This window comes from Paenibacillus sp. FSL R7-0312 (assembly GCF_038004445.1).
Classification (GTDB): Bacteria; Bacillota; Bacilli; order Paenibacillales; family Paenibacillaceae; genus Paenibacillus_AQ.
The window spans coordinates 548772-568326 of record NZ_JBBORE010000001.1 but is presented as its reverse complement, the minus strand read 5'-3'; the positions used below and the strand labels follow the sequence as shown (position 1 = coordinate 568326).

Genomic DNA, 19555 nt, shown 5'->3' with positions numbered 1-19555 from the left:
AATATATTCTCTATGATTTGAAAAATATTAATTTCAGTCCAAGACCACCGGCTGCGGCAAGAACCAGACTGACCCAAGGTGCAATCCGGATGACCGGGAACAGATTATCGAGGAACATTCCGGCAAAAACGGCCGCAATCGCAATGCCGACATAGAGTCCCAGGCCTTTGATATCAAAAGCCTGGGGCTTCGGGCTATCGTCCTCAGACAACGAGGCCATCCATTTCATAATAAGCTCAATCAGAACAATCGAGCCGATACCTACTATGATAAGGGTGAAAATACTGATCTGGCCGAAGATTTCATCCGGCCCGCCGCTCCACTGCATGATCAGTCCGGCAGCGCCCATCACTCCGAACAGAATGGTCAGGGCGGACAAAGAGATCATCAGGGAGTTCTTCAGCTTGCCGCGCGGAGAGCGCGGGGGGCTGCTGTTCATCACATCTTTGAAATAATCTCCGGGGTTCTCGCCGAAGATTTGCTTGGCATTCCTGCCTTTGGCCTGTCCCTTCAGCAGCAGTTCAGCCGCCTCCAGCAGCAGCTCCTCCGCACGGACAGAGTCTACCGAGCTGGCCCGCATGGCCAGAATCATATCTTCAAAAAAAGAGCGGTTAAATGGCGTCATCTGCTCACGCAGCAGGTTGTTTTGCTTAATCATAGCTTTGACTTTCATAGTATGGACGTATACCTCCAAGGTGGATTGATCAGGTTAGCCTTTAACCTAGAGTATACGTTTGTGCAGCAGTGGTGTGCAAGGACAACCCTTGCAGGCGGATAAGAAGATTCCGCTTCTGCGTAACTTTTCTTTCGTTTATCCCTGAATAATCCGTTTGGAAGAGAGAACACTGAAGAGGTGGTTGCTTCACCAAATATAGCTAGAGGAAGGCAGGGAGCGTTATGAAACAGGAGAACAAACAGGAACCCGGCAAATTTGTGTGCGACGGCTTCGCGCCTGCACCTGTTAATGAAGTGGGGGATTGGGGCAACTCTGACGGCTTCAGTCTTTGGGATGCTGCGGGTGTGGCGCCGGAGAACGGGCTTGATGACTGGGAAGGCCGGCGGGAGACCCACGATATGTTTCACGACAGCTATGACTGAGTGAAGCTCAAGCTTGACCCACGGCCTCTTTTGCTCCTGCGGGAGCGGAAGGGGCTCTTTTCTGGAAGGAGGACTATAGTTATTGACAAGAATTTAATGAGAATCGTATAATAAAGATATAAATCATACTAAATTAATCGGAATAATTATAATTTGAAATAAATCAGCTTTCAGGGAGGGCGCAGCAATGGAACGGAATATTATCATCCGGCATAATGGAGAGGAACTGACAGCGAGCATCCACTATCCATCCGCAGACAAGGCAGGCACCGGACGGTGCAAGAACCGGGTGCCGCTTGCAGTGATCTGCCACGGCTTCGTGGGCAGCCGGATTGGTGTAGACCGGATCTTCGTTAAGGCAGCCCGTGAGCTGGCGCAGGATGGCTATATGGTTATCCGCTTTGACTACGTAGGCTGCGGGGAGAGCAGCGGTAATTACGGGAGCGAAGATATGGAGTCGATGATCAGCCAGACCCGGGCGGTGCTGGATTACGGCATCAGCTCTGCCGATGTGGACCCGCAGCGTGTGACGCTGATCGGACATAGTCTGGGCGGTGCAGTAGCGTTGCTGACCGGTGTCCGTGACCGGCGGGTGAAGAACCTAGTGCTGTGGTCTGCGGTTGGTTATCCGTTCAATGATATCGTAAAGATTGTCGGAAGGGAAGCCTATGACCGGTCGGTGAAGAGCGGCTCAGCCGATTATTCCGGCTATTCATTCACCCCGGTATACTTCAACTCACTGGCAGCGTTCCAGCCCTTCCAGGAGGCCGGGAAATTCAGCGGTGATGTGCTGGTCATCCACGGAACCTCCGATGATGTTATTCCCGTTGACTATGCCTTCCTCTACCAGAAGCTGTTCTGGACACGTCCTGAAGGCCGCTGCGACAAGGAGATTATTTTCCAGGGCGATCATACCTTCTCGTCAGGTCCGGCACAGGAGCAGGTGCTTAAGCGCACCCGGGATTGGATGAATCAGCAGGAGCATCTGCAGGAAGAATGGCAGAATTGGATGATATAGGATAATACCCCATGCGTGCAATACCCAAGAATAAGCGGTAAAATAAAGGGGCAGACCATATACTGGGTTATGGAGGTTAGCACCCTATGAAATTACCGGCCTTCTTTATTGCGCATGGCTCTCCGCTGCTGGCTCTCGAGGATAACGAATACACTCGTTTCCTGGAGCGGCTGGGTTCTGATCTGGGGAAGCCCCGCGGCATTGTAGTTTTCTCGGCGCACTGGGACAGTCCCAAGCAGCTGATTACAGTGGACGCACAGCATGAAACGCAGCATGATTTCTATGGTTTTCCGGAAGAAATGTATAAGCTGGCCTACCCGGCCCCGGGCGATCCCGCGTTAAGCAGCAGGATATCTGCACTCTTCAAGGATAGTAATCTTTGTCATCAGCCTATACTCGGCCGGGGCCTTGACCATGGGGTCTGGGTTATTCTGAAGAAAATGTTCCCGCAGGCCGACATTCCGGTCGTAGCCTTGTCCGTCGATTCGATGCGTTCTCCCGAGGAGCAGTACAATATCGGACGGATGCTGGCTCCGCTGCGCGATGAAGGAATCCTCCTGATCGGAAGCGGAGGACTGGTCCACAATCTCAGGCTGCTGAAGCAGGATGATCAGCCCGAGCCTTGGGCGCTCGACTTCGATGCCTGGATCGCTGAGCGGCTCGAAGCATGGGATCTGGCTTCACTTTTTGCTTTTGAGAAGCAGGCTCCGCATGTGCGGGAGGCCGTTCCCACTTACGGTAAGGAACATTTCGTACCGCTCTTCTATGTAATGGGTACAGCCGATGAGGGCAAACGGGCGCAATTAATGATTCAGGCCTATCAATACGGTACCCTAAGCTTAAACTGCTGGATGGTCGACTAATACACAAATAAATGCAGGATACAGCCGCTCTAATGGCTGTATCCTTTTTTGTATGCAGATTTTCCGGTGTGCTCAAGACAAACTCTGCCAGCTATGATTAAATGAAAGAAAGCTTACATACAAAACTTTAGGAGGAACAACAAGTTTATGACGATAAACCGGTCTTCAGCCCGTCCTATATCAGTCTTCGTCCTTGCTGCCGCCCTGCTCTCCGCCTGCGGGACAGAGAATGCAGTAACGGTTCCAGTGCCGACTACAGTAGCAGCTACTGCTGAACCCCAGCCGACAGAAGCTGCGCAGCCCACTCCGACAATAGCGCCTGCAGCGGGAATAGTATCCGGATTAACGGGGCTTCCGGCTACGGACGGAACGCTGCCCCGGCCGCTCGCAGTCATGATCAATAATGCCCCGGCTGCCCGGCCGCAATCCGGAGTCAGCGAAGCGGATATCCTCTACGAAGTACTGGCGGAGGGCGGAATTACCCGGCTGATCGGAATCTTCCAGAGTCATACCGGGGTGGTGAAGATCGGCCCGATCCGCAGTATCCGCCCTTATCTGCTCGACATTGGCGAGAGCTACGGCGGTGTGACTGTGCATGCGGGAGGCAGTCCGGCGGCTTACGCCATTCTGCAGAAGCAGAAGAAGGAGGACATGGACGAGATCGGCCGTGCAGGTGCCTACTTCTGGCGGGACAAGGAGCGCAAAGCCCCGCATAATCTATACAGCAATGCCGCCAAGCTGCGGGAAGGTGCAGGGAAGCTGGGATTTGCCGAAAGTGTGGAGGTTCCCGGGTTGCTTTTCACAGATCCGGATTATGCGCCTACTGAGGGGAAGCCCGCGCTGGAATTCAATGTAAGCTTCCTGCTGAAGAGCTATACGGTGGGGTATAAATATAATGCTGAGCAGCGCACCTATGTCCGCTGGGTGAACGGCAAACCGCATCTGGATCTGAATAATAACAGTCCGGTGGCAGCGGCGAACGTAATCGTAATGGGCTCTGACCATAAGGTGCTCGATGATGTCGGCAGGCTGCAGGTGGATGTGGAGCTGGGCGGGGAAGCGCTGCTGTTTCAGCGCGGAGTAGCGATTCCCGGCAAATGGTCGCGCAGGCCCGGAGACATCATCCGGTTCGTGAAAGAAGACGGCAGGGAAGCGCTGATGTACCCCGGCATAACGCATATTCTGATTGTACCGAACAGTCCATCCTTCGGCAGCCATGTCGATTATGCGCTGGCACCTAGTCCCACCTGATAAGCACCGGATAATTAACCGTTCATATGATTATTTTCGCAATTACAGGGAATTGTTATTATAGTGTAAAAAAGTTCGGTTTTTTACTTCTATCCATTCTATTGATATGATAAGATAACAAGGGTTGTCATTCATTTTCATGCTGTTTACATTTGGGTGGCTTCACGTTTTCACGGCAATTTTATGTAAAGGGGTTTAAAGCTAATGAAGTTGAGAAAAAAGGATATATTCTTTGAGACGCTGGAAAACATGGCGGATACCATTGTTCAGGCGGCAGATTACTTCGCTCAGAATATTTCGACTCTCCAGGACAATGTTGAGAATTTCGCCGGGGTGATGAAGAAATACGAATCCCAGTGCGATACCTACACGCACACCGTCATCAAGGAACTGAACAAAACTTTTATTACGCCGCTGGAACGTGACGACATCATGGACCTGATCACAAGCATGGATGATGTTATTGATGGTCTGGAGGCTTCTGCCTCGCGTTTCTATATGTATAACCTGCTGGATGCGGATGAGTATATCGTCCAGTTCGCGGAAATTCTGCGCCAAAGTGCGTATGAAATCCAAAAAGCGGTTCATTTGCTCTCCCAGAAGAAGCTGCTGGCGATCCGTGAATACACGATCCGTCTGAATGATCTGGAGAACCAAGGCGATGAAGTGCTTCGTATCTGTACGAAGGCCCTGTTCGAAACTGTAAAAGACCCGATTGAACTGATTAAGCGCAAAGAATTGTACGAGCGGTTGGAGACGACCACGGATAAATGTGAAGACGTAGCCAACATGCTGGAATCGATCATCATGCGCAATTCATAAGGGGCTCTGAAATATGGATACATCTATATATGTACTAGGTTTTGTTATATTTCTTGCGCTGGCGTTTGACTTTATCAATGGTTTCCATGATACAGCCAACGCAATCGCTACCTCAGTCTCTACACGCGCGCTGAAGCCGCGTACAGCCATTATGATGGCAGCAAGTATGAACTTTATCGGTGCGCTGATGTTTGAAGGCGTAGCGAAGAAGATCGGCGGCAGCATTGCTGACCCGGCACTCCTGGATAACGGGATAGATATTCTTATTGCGACGCTCATTGCGGCGATTATCTGGAATCTGGTAACCTGGTGGCTCGGGATTCCATCATCGTCCTCCCATGCGCTTATCGGAGCTTTGGCCGGAGCGGTATATGTAGGTGCAGGTTCGGAGAATGTGAAATGGCATGGCTTCATTGAGATTGTGGAGGGGCTGATCTTCTCCCCGCTGATCGCATTTGCCATCGGTTATGTTGTGATGATGATTCTAAAGTGGATCTTTGCAAAGCGCAGTCCGCATACCGTGAACAAGGGTTTCCGTTCCATGCAGATCATTACGGCGGCGCTCCAATCCTTCACACATGGTACGAATGACGCCCAGAAGGCGATGGGGATTATCACCTTTGCCCTCGTAACATCGGGACGGCTCGACACTATGCATGTACCACTCTGGGTTAAGATTGCAGCGGCAACATCCATGGCGCTCGGAACGTCCATCGGCGGCTGGAAGATCATTAAGACCATGGGTACCAAAATTTTCAAAATTGAGCCGATTAACGGCTTTGCTGCGGATATCTCGGCCGCATCTGTTATTTTCTCGGCTACATTGCTGCATCTGCCGGTAAGTACAACCCACGCCATTACCTCATCCATTCTGGGGGTAGGCTCGGCCAAACGCTTCTCCGCTGTGAAATGGGGAGTTGCCGGACGGATTGTCGTGACCTGGTTCATCACGATTCCGATCAGCGCAGTGCTGGCGGGATTGATCTTCAAACTCTTTTTCTAGATTTGAATAGAATAGATTAACCGAACAAGATGTCGCGGAAGCCATGGTTGGCTGAGGACATCTTTTTTTGTGTTTTCATTTATCAAGAGAGGAATGTCACAATAAGTTACAGCAAACTGATAAAAAACATTAATAGGCGTAAAAAGAAAATGAAATACGTCACATTTAGAAAAGAAAATGACATGGGTGATTAAAGTTTTTCGTAGTATGTTGTAGTTTTTGGTAGTCTTTAAAGTAAGGTGTGTTTTAAGTGTTACCATAGCTGACAAACACATAATGATATACAAAGGGGGGCCTGTCGTTGATCGACTTTCATCAGGTAGACAAACATTACGGACATTTCCATGTGCTGAAAGCCATTGACCTGCATGTTCAGGAAGGGGAAGTGGTTGTCGTAGTCGGTCCTTCCGGCTCCGGCAAGAGCACTATGCTGCGCTGCATTAACCGACTGGAGACTATTACGAGCGGCGGACTGACCGTTGACGGTATAACCGTAAATGAACGCAAGACAGATATCAACAAGCTGCGCAAAGAGATCGGAATGGTCTTCCAGCATTTCAATCTGTACCCGCATAAGCGAGTGATTGATAATATCACACTTGCACCGATTAAGGTGCTTGGACTAAGCAAAGCGGAAGCCGAGAAGACGGCGATGTATTATCTGGAAAAGGTCGGGATTGCCGATAAAGCACAGTCCTATCCTTCACAGCTGTCCGGCGGACAGCAGCAGCGTGTGGCGATTGCCCGGGGGCTGGCGATGAAGCCGAAGATTATGCTGTTCGATGAGCCGACCTCGGCGCTTGACCCGGAAATGGTCGGGGAAGTACTCGATGTTATGCGGACTTTGGCCCGCGAGGGCATGACGATGGTTGTCGTTACCCATGAGATGGGCTTCGCCCGCGAGGTTGCCGACCGGGTAATCTTCATGGATCAGGGACAGATCGTGGAAGAAGCAGAGCCGGAGCAATTCTTCGCCAGTCCGCGTGAAGACCGGACACGAACATTTCTCAGCCGTGTATTAAGTCATTAAACAAATATATAGGATTCAGGGGAGGAACAGAAATGAAAATGTCCAAAAGCTTCAAAATGTTAAGTGTATTGATGATCGCGGCTATGCTCGTGATTGCCGGCTGCGGCAACAACAATGCCAAGAACAATACCGGAGGGAATGACGCTGCTGCAGGAACGGCTACTGACTCAGAAGCGATTGCCAAGATCAAGGAACGAGGCAAGCTGCTCGTTGGTGTGAAGTACGATACCCGCCTGTTCGGTCTGAAGGACCCTGCATCCGGCAACGTGGAGGGCTTCGACATTGATATCTCCAAAGCCATCGCCAAAAAAATTCTGGGTGACGAGAACGCGATCGAGCTGAAGGAAGTGACCTCCAAGACACGTATTCCGATGCTGAATAACGGCGAAATCGATATGGTTGTAGCTACCATGACCATCACTGAAGAACGCAAGAAGGAAGTTGATTTCTCCGACGTCTATTTCCAGGCAGGCCAATCCCTGCTGGTGAAGAAGGGCAGCCCGATTACCGGACTGGATGACGTAACGAAGGATACGAAGATCCTGGGCTCCAAAGGCGCAACCTCCATTAAGAATATCAAAGAAAAAGTGCCGGGTGTAACCGTGCTTGAATTCGATAACTATCAGGATGCCTTCAGCGCCCTGAAGGCTGGGCAAGGCGATGCATTGACTACGGACGATGCGATTCTGTACGGTATGGCTTCGCAGGACCCTGGCTATGAAGTTGTAGGCGAGCCGTTCACGGATGAGCCTTACGGCATTGCAGTTCAAAAGGGCAACACCGATGTAGTTAAAGCCGTGAATGATACACTGGCTGAACTGAAAGCAAACGGTGAGTATGATGCCATTTATACGAAATGGATTGGTAAAGCTCCAGCGAAATAAGCATGTTCTAAGCTTCAGCTTACTTCACAACCTGCCTTATATTACTCGCAGAAACGGATGCCATCCCATAAGGATGGCACTGCCGTTTCTACTTGTTTATAGGAAGGATTCCTATGTAGAGCAAGAACGAACTACGAACTCATCTTTGGGCAAAGGCAGGTGAAATCAATGGAATTTTCAATATTAACGGATTATTTCGGGTTGTATATGGAAGGGTTCTACGGCACTGTGATGTCCAGTGTATTGGCCCTGATCGGCAGCTTCCTGATCGGAGCAGTGATTGCGGTCTTCCGCATTACTACTGTGAGAGCGCTGCGCTGGTTCGGAACGGCGTATGTGGAGTTCATCCGCAATATCCCGCTGCTGCTTGTAGTGTACATCTTCTATTATGGACCTTCTGCTCTGGGCTTTACGCTGGACGGCTTCAAGGCGGGAACGATCGGACTTGCGGTATACACCTCTGCCTTCATCGCCGAAGCGATCCGCGCCGGAATCATGGCTGTTCCCAAGGGACAAATGGAAGCATCACGTTCATCCGGCCTAAGCTACATACAGACGATGCTGCATATCATCCTTCCGCAGGCGATCAAGCTAGTCATCCCGCCGCTCGGCAATCAGTTCATCAACCTGATCAAGAACTCCTCGGTGCTGACGCTGGTAGCCGGCCTTGATCTGATGTATTTCGCGGACAGTATCTCAACAGAGACTTACCGTACCTTCGACACCTACATCTTCGTGGCGTTGTTCTATCTGGTACTTACCCTTCCGCTCAGCTACGGCGTACGCGTGTGGGAACGCAGACTGCAGCGCAAATATTAAGAAGCCACTCAAAGCATAAAGGAGGGATATCATGGATTTTATTGGTGCATACTCCGCCGATAATTTGAAGTTTTTGCTGGACGGACTGTATATTACGCTGATCGTTGCCTTTGTATCGATCATTCTGAGTTTTGTCATTGGCTGTATTATTGGAGTCATCCGCTATTCAGAAGTGCCGGTATTGTCTCCGGTGATGTTCTACCTGGTCGAGCTGATCCGTAATCTGCCGCTGCTGCTGATTATATTCTTCATCCGCTTCGCCTTGCCGGAGGTAGGAATTAAGCTTGGACTGATTACGGCGGCGATTGCTGCACTAACGATATTCGAGGCGGCGATGATCGCTGAGATTGTCCGGGGCGGGTTGACGTCCATTGATAAAGGGCAGATTGAGGCTGCACGTTCCTCCGGTCTCAGTAATTTTCAGACTCTGTGGCATATCGTGCTCCCCCAGGGACTGCGTCGTATGGTTCCGCCACTGGTCAGCCAGTTCATTTCGCTGCTGAAGGACACCTCACTCGCGGTAGTCATTTCATTGCCGGAGCTGATGCACAATGCGAATATCGTAATCGGGCACAGCTATGGCTATGCTATACCGACGCTCGCGCTTGTGGCACTGATCTATTTCACCGTAAACTTCCTGCTGTCCATGCTCTCCAGAAGACTTGAGAACAAAACAGCATAAATCGAGCGGGTTCGGGGCAAAACCGTATAAAATAAAGTGCGGGTATGATACTATAGTTGTCAACATCTCTAGGCAGGAGCAGTGGCGATGGGACAATCTATTCTGAGAATGAGAGTTGCAGAGATTCTGCTGGTAGCGGTCGTTACCGCTGTGGCCGGTGAATTCAAAATAAATCCGTTTGATGGCGACATCTTCCGGATTGCTATGGGCAGCAGCGCTTTTCTGCTGTTTTTGCTTTTAATGAGGCAGTTGCCGTATATCAGTACAGGCATTGCTACGGGTGTGGTCGTCCTGCTGTTCCGGACCGCAATGGATGCAGTAGAAGGAAGCGGACTGACGTTTGAGCAGAGCCTGAACAGTCATTTCTCCGCGATGGTCTATTATATTGTGTTCGCCATGCTGATGCATGCCATCAAAAGCCGGCTGGATACCTTCCATCCGCTGGTGCTGGGCGCTGTTGCCGCGGTAATCGATCTCTTGTCGAATGAAATGGAGCTGCTGACCCGGCTGATTGTACTGGATTCGGCCTCCTTCCGGCTGAACGAATGGACGTATCTGATGGCGATTGCTGTCCTGCGTACGTATTTCACGACGGGGGTATACAGCAGTATCTCCGTCAGCCAGATGCGGATCAGGGCGCGTGAACAGAACGAACGGATCGAGCAGATGCTCGGCTTCGGCTCCGGCCTGTACGGGGAAGTATTCTATCTCAAGAAGTCGATCGGAACGCTGGAGAATGTGACTCTAAACAGCTTCGAGCTGTACCGCAATCTGAAGGCCGGGGAAGGACCGGAGCCGTATAGCCGCCAGGTGCTGGATATCACCCAGCAGATCCATGAGGTGAAGAAGGATTCCCAGCGGATTCTGGCCGGGCTTGTGAAGCTGGTGGAGCGCGAGGTTACCGGTGATATGCCGTTATCGGGAATTCTGCGGTTCACGGTCAAGAGCAATGCCAAATACGCCGAAATGCTGGGCAAGCAGGTCAATTTTCATATTCATATTACCTCCGATTACACAACCGACAGTTATATTCCTCTGCTGACTCTGCTTAACAACCTCACTGCCAATGCGGTGGAAGTCATCAAACGTAAAGGCAGCATCAACCTGGATGCCTATGAGAAAGACGGCATGACCATTTTTACAGTGACCGATAGCGGGGCAGGGATTCATAAACGCGACCTGGAGCTGTTGTTCGAGCCGGGTTTTACTACGAAATTCGATGAAGAGGGAATCGCCGCTACTGGGATTGGACTCTCTCATGTACGGGATATAGTGAATATGTTCGAGGGAACGATTACCGTTCAGCCGGTGTCACATGCCGGAGGGGCCATGTTCCAGATTATTGTGCCGAGCGCAAAGCTGCGGAAGGAGGAATAGAGAATGCCACTTTCTTTCTGTATTGTAGATGACGACGCGTCGGCAAGAAGAATGCTGCAGCATATTATTGAGGATAGCGGACTTGGCGAAGTGGTGGGTACGGCGGAATGCGGGCAGGAGGGGGTAGCCCTGATCCTGAGCGAGACGCCGGATATTGTGCTGATGGATCTGTTGATGCCGGACCAGGATGGTATTGAGACGATCATATCCCTGCAGGCGCAGGGCTGCCGTTCCAAGTTCGTGATGATCTCACAGATTGAGAACGGGGATATGGTCAGCCGCGCCTATAAAAGCGGGATCGAGTTCTTCATCCGCAAGCCGATCAATAAGATTGAAGTCGAATCTGTGCTGTACAAGGTGAATGAACGTTATGCGATGGGCCGTTATCTGGATGAGATTAAGCTGACGCTAGGCAAGCTGGAGGGGCTGCAGTTCGGAATGCCGCAGATGCCGTCCGGCAAACGCTCCGTCAAGGAGATTATCCAGCCGATTCTGATGAATATGGGAATGATCTCGGAGAATGGCAGCCGGGATATTATCACGATCATGGAACTGGTGGTGGCGGGGGGGAACAGCGGGAGCCTTCCGCCGCTCAAGGAGTTGTATGAAATGGCAGCCGCTACATATAAACCGGTGCCAGCCGATGCTGCCAAGGAAGTCAAAGCGATTGAACAGCGTCTGCGCCGCGCGCTGGCTGCCGGACTGGCGAACCTTGCTTCCATCGGTCTGACGGATTACGGCAATCCGAAGTTCGAGCATTATGCGCCGCTGTATTTCGACTTTGAAGAAGTACGCCTGAAGATGAAAGAGATTGAACAGGGGAGAGACACCGGCAAGGTGAAGGTGAACATCAAGAAGTTCCTGCAGGTGCTTCATTTGGAAGTGCTGGAGGGGATGGGCCGCTAGAGCGGAATGGATACGGAAAATGAAGCAAGGAATAAACCTCCGGAACCGCTGCCCAGCGGACTGGCGGTTATTTTTTTGAGATTGATAGCAGGAACCGGGAACGATGCAGAAGTTTCATAATAGTAGGCCTCATGCGTTACAATAGTAGCAGGCCGACAGGCAACGGGCTGTTGCCATGCGGATAGCAGGATAAGGTGGAGGACTCATATATGATACGAACGCTTGCGGTAACGCATAAGGGTGAGGTGCTGACTGACCTGCCGCTTCAGAGTATAGTGCTGGATAACTATGCCTGGATTTGGGCGGATTTTGCCATGCCTACGGAAGAAGAAACATTGCTGCTGGACACTTATTTTCATTTTCACCCGCTGGCCATTGAAGACTGTATGCATGTGCTGCAGCGACCGAAGCTGGATTATTACGAGGAAGTGCAGTTCTTCGTGCTGCATGCGCTTAATGAGCGTACGTTGGAGGCGGAAGAGGTCGATCTTTTTCTCAGCAAAAAATTCCTCGTTTCCTACCATCACCAGAATAAATCGGAAATGGAGGAAGCGTGGCAGATGGTCCAAGCTGAAATTCATAGCCGTAAGGGCTGGTCGGGCGGGCCGATGGCTGCTGCTTACACCGTAATGGACAAGCTGGTCGACAGGTATTTCCCTTCGCTGTACACCCTGGAGGATGAACTGGCAGATCTGGAGAGCAAGAGCGACAGTGAATCGGTGGAAGAGCTGATGAGCCAGGTGTTCAACGTGCGCGGAAGACTGCTCAAGCTGCGCCGGACCATCGTGCCGATGCGTGATCTGATGTACCGGATCGTCAACTCGCAGCATGTGCAGAGCAACGGGGAAGAACGGATCTACTTCGGTGATATTTATGATCATCTGCTGAAGCTGACCGACATGATTGAAGTTGACCGGGAAATGACCGCCGATCTGCGTGACAGCTACATCTCGCTCAACTCCAACCGGATGAATTCCATTATGAAGACACTGACGGTGATTACTACCGTATTTATGCCGCTGACGCTGATCGCCGGAATATACGGGATGAACTTCAGGGTGATGCCGGAGCTGGATTGGGATTATGGTTATTTCGCGGTGCTGGTGCTGATGCTGGTGCTGGGAGTTGGAATGTTCAGATGGTTCCGGCGGAGCGGCTGGTTTAAGTGAGACCGTGCAGAGAACCGGACAAGGAGCAGCGGTATAAAAGAATGGTTATGGCTGACGACGCACGGGTATTCTTGGAATACAGCGGCCTCGCAGCAGACAGACAAGGCGTGTTAAACGCCGCCGCTTAAGAACGACGGCGCTTAACAGAGGAAGGGGCCCCGGTTTTGCGGCTCTTGGAGGTATTTTTGCGGCGCTGCGTGGTTGGGCGTCTTTTTTTGCGCCGTTTGGGGGTATACAGTGCCGCATCTTCTTCCGCCGCAAGTGCTCCCGCTGCGTTTCCCTTGCCTTTGCCGAATCCGCCCATCACGAGCTTCACCATGGGAGCCATCTGTGAAAATCCCTGCATGACCTTCTGTACCTTGCCCATGGAGTTGACGATCCCGTCAATCCCGCCCATCCGGTCGACAATTCCCTTGATCTGCTCCATATTCGCCAGACTCCCGAGGTTGCCCAGCCCGCCCAGCAGACCCCCGGCCTTCGCAGTAGCAGCTTCGGCAGCGGGCACAACAAGTGCGGTATCGGCAGCTTCAGCACCCAAGGCAGGCAGTATTCCGGGTTCTCCGGGAAGCGGGGCAGGGGCGTAGGAAGTGAGGCCCGGATAGGGTGACAGATTGTACGGCTCAGCCAGTGAACGCCCTTCCCTGCGGGAATGATTATAGTAATGCTCAGGCATAATATCACATTCCTTCGTTAGTGGTTTGCTATACTGTATGTCATGGGCGAACATACGGTATAGACGAATGCCCGGGTAACCGGGATACTAGCGGAAAAGGGCGAATGCCTACAAGTACCCTCTGGAAGTGAAGAAACCGTGTCCATGCTTGATTTCGTGAGGTTTTGTAGTACTATAGTTAAGGCGGTAAATCCTATGAAGCTAGGGAAAAGGGCCGTTAGCCCCATGAGCGATGTGCGCCCGGGGTGGACGTTTGTCCATTATTTTCGTTCTTTACAGCGTGAAACCGTTAATGCTTGAAAAATGTGCTCCAGTGCAATATAGTAGAGGCAAGATAGTCACATTAAATTTATGCTTCCGAGTATCCATTTTGTATGGACCAAACTTTTAGGGGATGATAAACGATGCAGCTTAAGAAGCTAAACGATAAAAGTATCGATCAATTATTTGAGGCTATTTTAACATTGAAAAATATGGAAGAATGTTATGTGTTCTTTGATGATTTGTGCACAGTGAACGAAATTCAATCGCTCTCGCAGCGCCTTGAAGTCGCGCGGATGCTGGGCAAAGGGTCTACATACAATCAAATTGAAGCAGAAACAGGTGCCAGTACAGCAACAATCTCCCGTGTGAAGCGCTGCCTGAACTACGGCAATGACGGTTACAAGCTCACGCTGGAACGTCTGGGACGATAACTGATGCAGCCGGGTGTGCTGATGATCAGCCACGGCTCCCGCGATAAGACCTGGGTGTCGATCGTAGAGGAAGCCGTGAGTCATTTATCGCTGGGGGAAGAGATTCCCGTGGCGGTATCTTTCCTGGAGCTGGTAGAAGGGCGATTGATCCAAGACGGTATAGACGAGCTGGAACGTGCAGGGGTCACAGATATTATTGTGATCCCCTTGTTTGTTTCTTCCGGCAGTACGCATATCGATGAGATAGAGTATGCACTGGGTGCTAAGCCGGTTCCGGAACGGGAGACGGATCTGGAGCGGTTCAGGGTCACAGCGCGGATTCATTACGGCTATCCGGTTGACGACGATCCGGACATTGCCCAGATGATCTGGGATAAGCTCCGTGGACTCTCGAAGCATCCCGAGCGGGAGACCCTGCTGCTCGTCGGACACGGCAGCATTCATGAGGGCTTCCGGCAACGCTGGGAGCAGGGGATCTCCTCACTCGCGGCGCGGGTACGGGACATAAGCGGGCTGGCTGCGGCCGATTACGGGCTGCTGAATCCGGACAGCGTAAGAAGCAAAGTGGAGTATTGGCAGGAGCAGGGCCATGATGTACTGGTGGCTCCGCTCTTTTTAAGTGAGGGGTATTTCACCAAGGCTGTTATCCCGCAGCGGCTGGAAGGGCTCGATTATGCCTACTCCGGCCAGACCCTGCTGCCGCATCCGCTGCTGCCGCGCTGGATTGAACGGCAGGTCGAGGCGGCGCTACAGCGTCTGCGGGGCCGGGGTTAGAAAATAACAAAAAATCAAGAAATCTGGGGGCGGGCAGTGGCAGAAAGTCCAAATAGTCACCGTAGAAAAAATAGAATGCGTCCAGTATTTATTTTGGCAGCCGCCGCATACATATATCTATACTTTCTGCCGGGCTGAGGGGTCTCCAGCGCTGCGCGGGAGTATAAATATAATCCTCTGAAGCTCCCTGACATTGCTTGTGGGGTCCTGAATTGGGTATAATCAGTAAGGTTATCCATTATATAAACAGGTGGCGTTCCGGTAATGAAAACTGCGAGATTGATTTATAATCCCACTTCTGGTCGGGAAGAAATGAAAAGACGACTCGCCGATATTTTAGACCGGCTGGATGTTGGCGGCATTGAAGCCTCCTGTCATGCAACAACCGGAGAGGGCGATGCCACAGCAGCCGCAGCTGAGGCTGTAGAGCGCGGTACGTATGATCTGATCATAGCTGCCGGAGGCGACGGTACGCTCAATGAAGTAATCAACGGGATGGCTGAGAAGCCTAACCTTCCCCCGCTCGGCTTGTTACCGCTCGGGACTACCAACGATTTTGCCAGGGCTATGGGCATTCCGAAGAATTGGGAGGATTCCTGCGACCTGATTCTGCGCCAGGAGTCGCGCCTGATTGACCTCGGCAAAGCCAATGACCGTTATTTCATTAATATAGCCGGCGGCGGCCAGCTGACGGAGCTTACCTATGAGGTTCCCAGTAAGCTGAAGACCATGATGGGCCAGCTTGCCTATTACCTGAAGGGTATAGAGAAGATGGCCAGCCTTGCTCCGCAGGAGCTGTACATCCGCGCGAACGGCCAAGAGATGATCCATGACGAGTTCATGCTCTTCCTGATCGCCAATACGAACTCCGTCGGCGGCTTCGAGAAGCTGGCTCCGGGGGCCAGAATTGATGACGGCCTGCTCGATGTAATTGCCGTCAAGAAATGCAACCTGGCCGAATTCATCCGGCTGGTCCGGCTTACGATCCGCGGCGATCATCTGAATGACAAGAAGGTCATCCATTTCCGCACCGATGCAATGGAGGTTACTTCTCCCGGCCACGTCCTGCTTAACCTGGACGGCGAACTCGGCGGCACGCTGCCGGGCAATTTCAGTATTCTGCCGCATCATCTGCGGATCTTCGCGCAGAATAATTAACAAGATTAATAGTGAAGATAATGAAAGAAGTGAACCTATACACATGAGTAAACACCGCAGCGGGCGCAGCGCAAGCCGCCGGGAACAAGGACCGGCCTCTGTCGCCGGACTGCCAGTGATTAAGAATGATGAGGTCCTGCTCGATATTATCGGCATGACCCATGAAGGTGAAGGGGTAGGCCGCGTAGAGGGCTTTACCCTTTTTGTGCAGGGCGCTCTCCCCGGTGAGAAGGTCCGCGCCAGAGTGCTGAAGACCAAGAAGCAGTATGGTTATGCCAAGCTGATGGAGCTGGTACAGGCTAGCCCCGACCGTATAGGGCCGCCTTGCCCGATCTATGATCAATGCGGTGGCTGCCAGCTGCAGCATATGGATTATACCGCCCAGCTGGCGTGGAAACGGCAGCTGGTGGTGGACAACCTGGAGCGGATCGGGAAGCTGCAGGTTGCGGGTGTGCCAAACGCAGGTGCTGCAGGGTCTCCGGGTGCAGGTGCTAATGTGGCAAGTACAATGGCTGCGGATTCCCTGAACGAAGGAATCGTTGTCCTGCCTACCCTTGGCATGGACGAGCCTTGGCGTTACCGCAACAAGGCTCAGGTGCCGATTGGCGTGACCGACGGCGGTCTGGTCGGCGGATTCTACGCACGCGGCAGTCACCGGATCATCGACATGGAGACCTGTCTGATTCAGCATGAAGACAATGACAAGGTCGTTGCTGCCGTGAAGAGCATTGGCCGTGAGCTTGGCATTACCGCCTATGACGAAGAGACCGGCCGCGGGCTGCTGCGCCACGTTGTGGTGAAGAAGGCCTTCCGCACCGGCCAGATGATGCTGGTGCTGGTTACGAATGGCCGGGATATCCCGCATCTGGATGCCTGGCTCGGCAGTATCCGTGAGCAGCTTCCTGAAGTGGCGAGCATCTGCCAGAACATTAACACCCAGAAGACTAATGTAATCTTCGGTAACGATACCCGCGTCTTATGGGGCAGCGATGTCATCTACGACTATATCGGAGATGTGCAGTTCGCTATCTCAGCGCGTTCCTTCTACCAGGTGAACCCGGTCCAGACCGAGGTACTGTACGGCAGAACCCTGGAATACGCTGCGTTAACCGGAAGCGAGACTGTAATTGATGCCTACTGCGGCATCGGAACCATCTCGCTGTTCCTGGCCCAGCATGCAGACCAGGTCTACGGGGTGGAAATTGTGCCTGAAGCTATAGAGGATGCCCGCGCGAACGTGAAGCTTAACAACATGAGCAATGTGAAGTTTGAAGTTGGTGCCTCAGAGGATGTCATCCCTGCCTGGAAAGAGCAGGGCATCACCCCGGACGTCATCGTCGTCGATCCCCCGCGCAAGGGCTGCGACCCGCGCCTCTTGGAGACCATCTTGCTAATGAAGCCGGAGCGGGTAGTATACGTGTCGTGCAACCCGTCGACACTGGCCCGGGACTTGCGGGTGCTGGAGGATGGCGGGTACAGAACCGTGGAGGTCACTCCGGTGGATATGTTCCCGCATACTGTGCATGTGGAGTCGGTGGCGGTGTTGGTGAAGAGTGGAACAGTGAAATAAAACCCTTTATTTACTTGGATTTTCAATATGGTACAGATTAAAAACTTTGCTGGTACAGATGGTGAAGATCAGTCTTGATGTAAAATTGATGTAAAACTTCACCGGATTTGAGCCTGAATGAAAAGAAGACACCAGAAAAAATGAAGTAACACCTGTCAAGTAGACAAATACAAAGCGATATTTAAGCAGCCTGATTTTGGTATTCATAAGGACTCAGGGTGCTTAGTTTCATTTGGGAACGTGTACAGATGTAAAAGCGGATGTATAGATAATAAAAGAAGTATTGACTTGAGATCCAATGTAGAAAAGTACGAATAGCTTGTCCTATTTTATTCTTTGTCCCCGTCTCCAAACATAAAGAATAAGCCTGCAGGATGGCAGCATCTTTACCGTCCAGCGGGCTTATTAGTGTTAGGAATTTAGTGACCACCGGGTAATTGACCTCTCATTCCTTCGTTACACATGTCCAAGGAGGGACCGTTCTTACTAACAGGGAGGATAGTGAAGATTAATTAAGGTGAGCCGTATCATAAGTAGGGCAAAAGAATCGGACGGAGAATCGGACGGAAATTATCTGAGTTTTGTTACCAATTCCAGAAATGTCTTTATTATCGCTGACAGAGATGTGTATTATATTTCATGGGAGAGAGAACATGAAAAGAGTATAGAACAGAAAAAAACTCCGAAAGTAGGAGTTATTCCATGTAATGAATTTTCTCGAGCAGTGCTTCTAGTTGATTAATTGTACGTATTGCTTCCTCAAAATGCAGATGGTTTCTATCTTCCGGTAACCAACCAATTAGCATTGCCCTGTAACCAGCAAGATAATGTATTAGAGCATTGTCATTATAAAAATATAAATCATCACTATTTTTCCGACGATACCGAAAAGACTCTTTATTCAAAATATCGAGTAGTTTCTTTCTTTCATCGGGTTGGTGGGTAGCAAATAAATATAAAATATTTCCAATATCTGCGCGCTTACTACGAGAAATACGTAAATTTGATCCGACAACAAATCCGTTAAGGGACATTTGATTGATCCCTTTCCGGATTTTTCGCTCATTTAAAGTAAATCCCCCATCATTAAGAATAGAGGAGAATAAGTATATCGTCGAAGCATTATGTAGATTATCATTTACAGATGAAAATAAAAGGTCATCTCCATAACGAGTATAAGTATAACCCTTTTGTTTGCAGTATTTATTGATTCTAATATCCATTCTTCTGAAAAGAATATTCGATAGTGATGGTGAACTGATTGCTCCCTGAGGTAGAACTCCATCCAGAGTGGTAAGTTCAGCAATATATTCCAGTAAAGATTCATTCTTCACTGGTTCAAGACGAAAATAAGGATTTAACATATCTAGAATGTTTTCTTTGTAGAGGCTAGAAAAAAAGTCTTTAATATCCAAGCGTAGATAATAGCGATCTTTTTCCACGTTGACTTGTCTTATATGTGGAGCTAAATAATCGCGATATGATTTTCCTGGAACAAATCCACATACATAGTCGGGAATAGGTATTTTATCCAAAAAATTATGGGTAAGCTCTGATTGTAATTTATATAATTCAGAATCTCTTCTAAGGCAATGTAGAGTTCTAAACCCGTGTGTTTTTTTTGGAATTATCTTCTCGTAGTAGTAATCGTTTTTGTTTTCTAAGCATGATTTTATTAGAGATTCCTTGGCTTTGAGAACATGACCGAAAAAAAAGCTTTCTCTAAATATCTGAATAAGAATCACCTTTCTAACTAAGAGATA

20 protein-coding genes are annotated in these 19555 nt (G+C 50.5%); 17 read left to right on the top strand and 3 right to left on the bottom strand.

The genetic code is table 11. The annotated features are described in order from the left end of the window. Window positions 1-10 precede the first annotated feature (10 nt). Complete coding sequence (locus MKX70_RS02385; RefSeq protein ID WP_340839515.1) at window positions 11-673, bottom strand: DUF1129 family protein; 663 nt, start codon at window positions 671-673, stop codon at window positions 11-13. Window positions 674-897: 224 nt separating this feature from the next. Between MKX70_RS02385 and MKX70_RS02380 the strand changes: the two genes are divergently transcribed. From MKX70_RS02380 to corA, 13 genes are all read left to right on the top strand, one after another. Further along, a complete protein-coding gene (locus tag MKX70_RS02380) occupies window positions 898-1098 on the top strand; it encodes a hypothetical protein (RefSeq protein ID WP_340839514.1) in 201 nt (66 codons plus the stop codon). A gap of 187 nt (window positions 1099-1285) precedes the next feature. Beyond that, a complete protein-coding gene (locus MKX70_RS02375; protein ID WP_042232450.1) occupies window positions 1286-2116 on the top strand; it encodes an alpha/beta hydrolase family protein in 831 nt (276 codons plus the stop codon). Between the two features lie 86 nt (window positions 2117-2202). After that, complete coding sequence (locus MKX70_RS02370; protein ID WP_042232452.1) at window positions 2203-2979, top strand: DODA-type extradiol aromatic ring-opening family dioxygenase; 777 nt, start codon at window positions 2203-2205, stop codon at window positions 2977-2979. 147 nt (window positions 2980-3126) lie between these two features. After that, complete coding sequence (locus MKX70_RS02365; protein ID WP_042232455.1) at window positions 3127-4230, top strand: DUF3048 domain-containing protein; 1104 nt, start codon at window positions 3127-3129, stop codon at window positions 4228-4230. 204 nt (window positions 4231-4434) lie between these two features. Then, the gene (locus tag MKX70_RS02360) at window positions 4435-5052 is read left to right on the top strand and encodes a DUF47 domain-containing protein (protein WP_039298293.1); all 618 of its coding nucleotides are present in this window, start codon (window positions 4435-4437) and stop codon (window positions 5050-5052) included. A 13-nt stretch (window positions 5053-5065) separates the two neighbouring features. Next, window positions 5066-6055 (top strand): inorganic phosphate transporter, encoded by a 990-nt coding sequence (locus tag MKX70_RS02355; RefSeq protein WP_340839513.1) that lies wholly within the window; start codon window positions 5066-5068, stop codon window positions 6053-6055. Window positions 6056-6356: 301 nt separating this feature from the next. Then, window positions 6357-7085, top strand: a complete 729-nt coding sequence (locus MKX70_RS02350) for an amino acid ABC transporter ATP-binding protein (protein ID WP_340781060.1) — start codon at window positions 6357-6359, stop codon at window positions 7083-7085. A gap of 32 nt (window positions 7086-7117) precedes the next feature. Beyond that, window positions 7118-7969, top strand: coding sequence for a glutamate ABC transporter substrate-binding protein (locus tag MKX70_RS02345; protein WP_340781059.1), 852 nt, complete (start codon window positions 7118-7120; stop codon window positions 7967-7969). A gap of 168 nt (window positions 7970-8137) precedes the next feature. Then, a complete protein-coding gene (locus MKX70_RS02340) occupies window positions 8138-8788 on the top strand; it encodes an amino acid ABC transporter permease (protein WP_042232459.1) in 651 nt (216 codons plus the stop codon). A gap of 31 nt (window positions 8789-8819) precedes the next feature. After that, window positions 8820-9470, top strand: coding sequence for an amino acid ABC transporter permease (locus tag MKX70_RS02335; RefSeq protein ID WP_042133429.1), 651 nt, complete (start codon window positions 8820-8822; stop codon window positions 9468-9470). Between the two features lie 87 nt (window positions 9471-9557). Continuing rightward, on the top strand, window positions 9558-10847 hold the full coding sequence (locus tag MKX70_RS02330; RefSeq protein ID WP_042232461.1) for an ATP-binding protein: 1290 nt from the start codon (window positions 9558-9560) through the stop codon (window positions 10845-10847). A gap of 3 nt (window positions 10848-10850) precedes the next feature. Next, complete coding sequence (locus MKX70_RS02325) at window positions 10851-11753, top strand: response regulator (RefSeq protein WP_042232463.1); 903 nt, start codon at window positions 10851-10853, stop codon at window positions 11751-11753. 209 nt (window positions 11754-11962) lie between these two features. Then, window positions 11963-12922 (top strand): magnesium/cobalt transporter CorA, encoded by a 960-nt coding sequence (corA, locus tag MKX70_RS02320; protein ID WP_042232465.1) that lies wholly within the window; start codon window positions 11963-11965, stop codon window positions 12920-12922. 124 nt (window positions 12923-13046) lie between these two features. Here corA and MKX70_RS02315 read toward each other — a convergent pair whose 3' ends face one another. Then, a complete protein-coding gene (locus MKX70_RS02315) occupies window positions 13047-13595 on the bottom strand; it encodes a hypothetical protein (RefSeq protein ID WP_042232467.1) in 549 nt (182 codons plus the stop codon). Between the two features lie 404 nt (window positions 13596-13999). Between MKX70_RS02315 and MKX70_RS02310 the strand changes: the two genes are divergently transcribed. The 4 genes from MKX70_RS02310 (at window position 14000) to rlmD (ending at window position 17792) form a co-directional block, all read left to right on the top strand. Further along, window positions 14000-14290 (top strand): YerC/YecD family TrpR-related protein, encoded by a 291-nt coding sequence (locus MKX70_RS02310; protein ID WP_019913624.1) that lies wholly within the window; start codon window positions 14000-14002, stop codon window positions 14288-14290. A gap of 3 nt (window positions 14291-14293) precedes the next feature. Further along, on the top strand, window positions 14294-15064 hold the full coding sequence (locus MKX70_RS02305) for a sirohydrochlorin chelatase (RefSeq protein WP_340839512.1): 771 nt from the start codon (window positions 14294-14296) through the stop codon (window positions 15062-15064). A 264-nt stretch (window positions 15065-15328) separates the two neighbouring features. Continuing rightward, a complete protein-coding gene (locus MKX70_RS02300) occupies window positions 15329-16222 on the top strand; it encodes a diacylglycerol kinase (RefSeq protein ID WP_042232470.1) in 894 nt (297 codons plus the stop codon). Window positions 16223-16265: 43 nt separating this feature from the next. Then, window positions 16266-17792 carry a 23S rRNA (uracil(1939)-C(5))-methyltransferase RlmD gene (rlmD, locus tag MKX70_RS02295; RefSeq protein WP_340839511.1) on the top strand — a complete coding sequence of 509 codons (1527 nt, stop codon included), beginning with the start codon at window positions 16266-16268 and terminating at the stop codon, window positions 17790-17792. A gap of 695 nt (window positions 17793-18487) precedes the next feature. Here the strand turns inward: rlmD and MKX70_RS02290 are convergent. Then, window positions 18488-19537, bottom strand: a complete 1050-nt coding sequence (locus MKX70_RS02290; RefSeq protein WP_340839510.1) for a reverse transcriptase family protein — start codon at window positions 19535-19537, stop codon at window positions 18488-18490. Window positions 19538-19555: the final 18 nt, after the last annotated feature.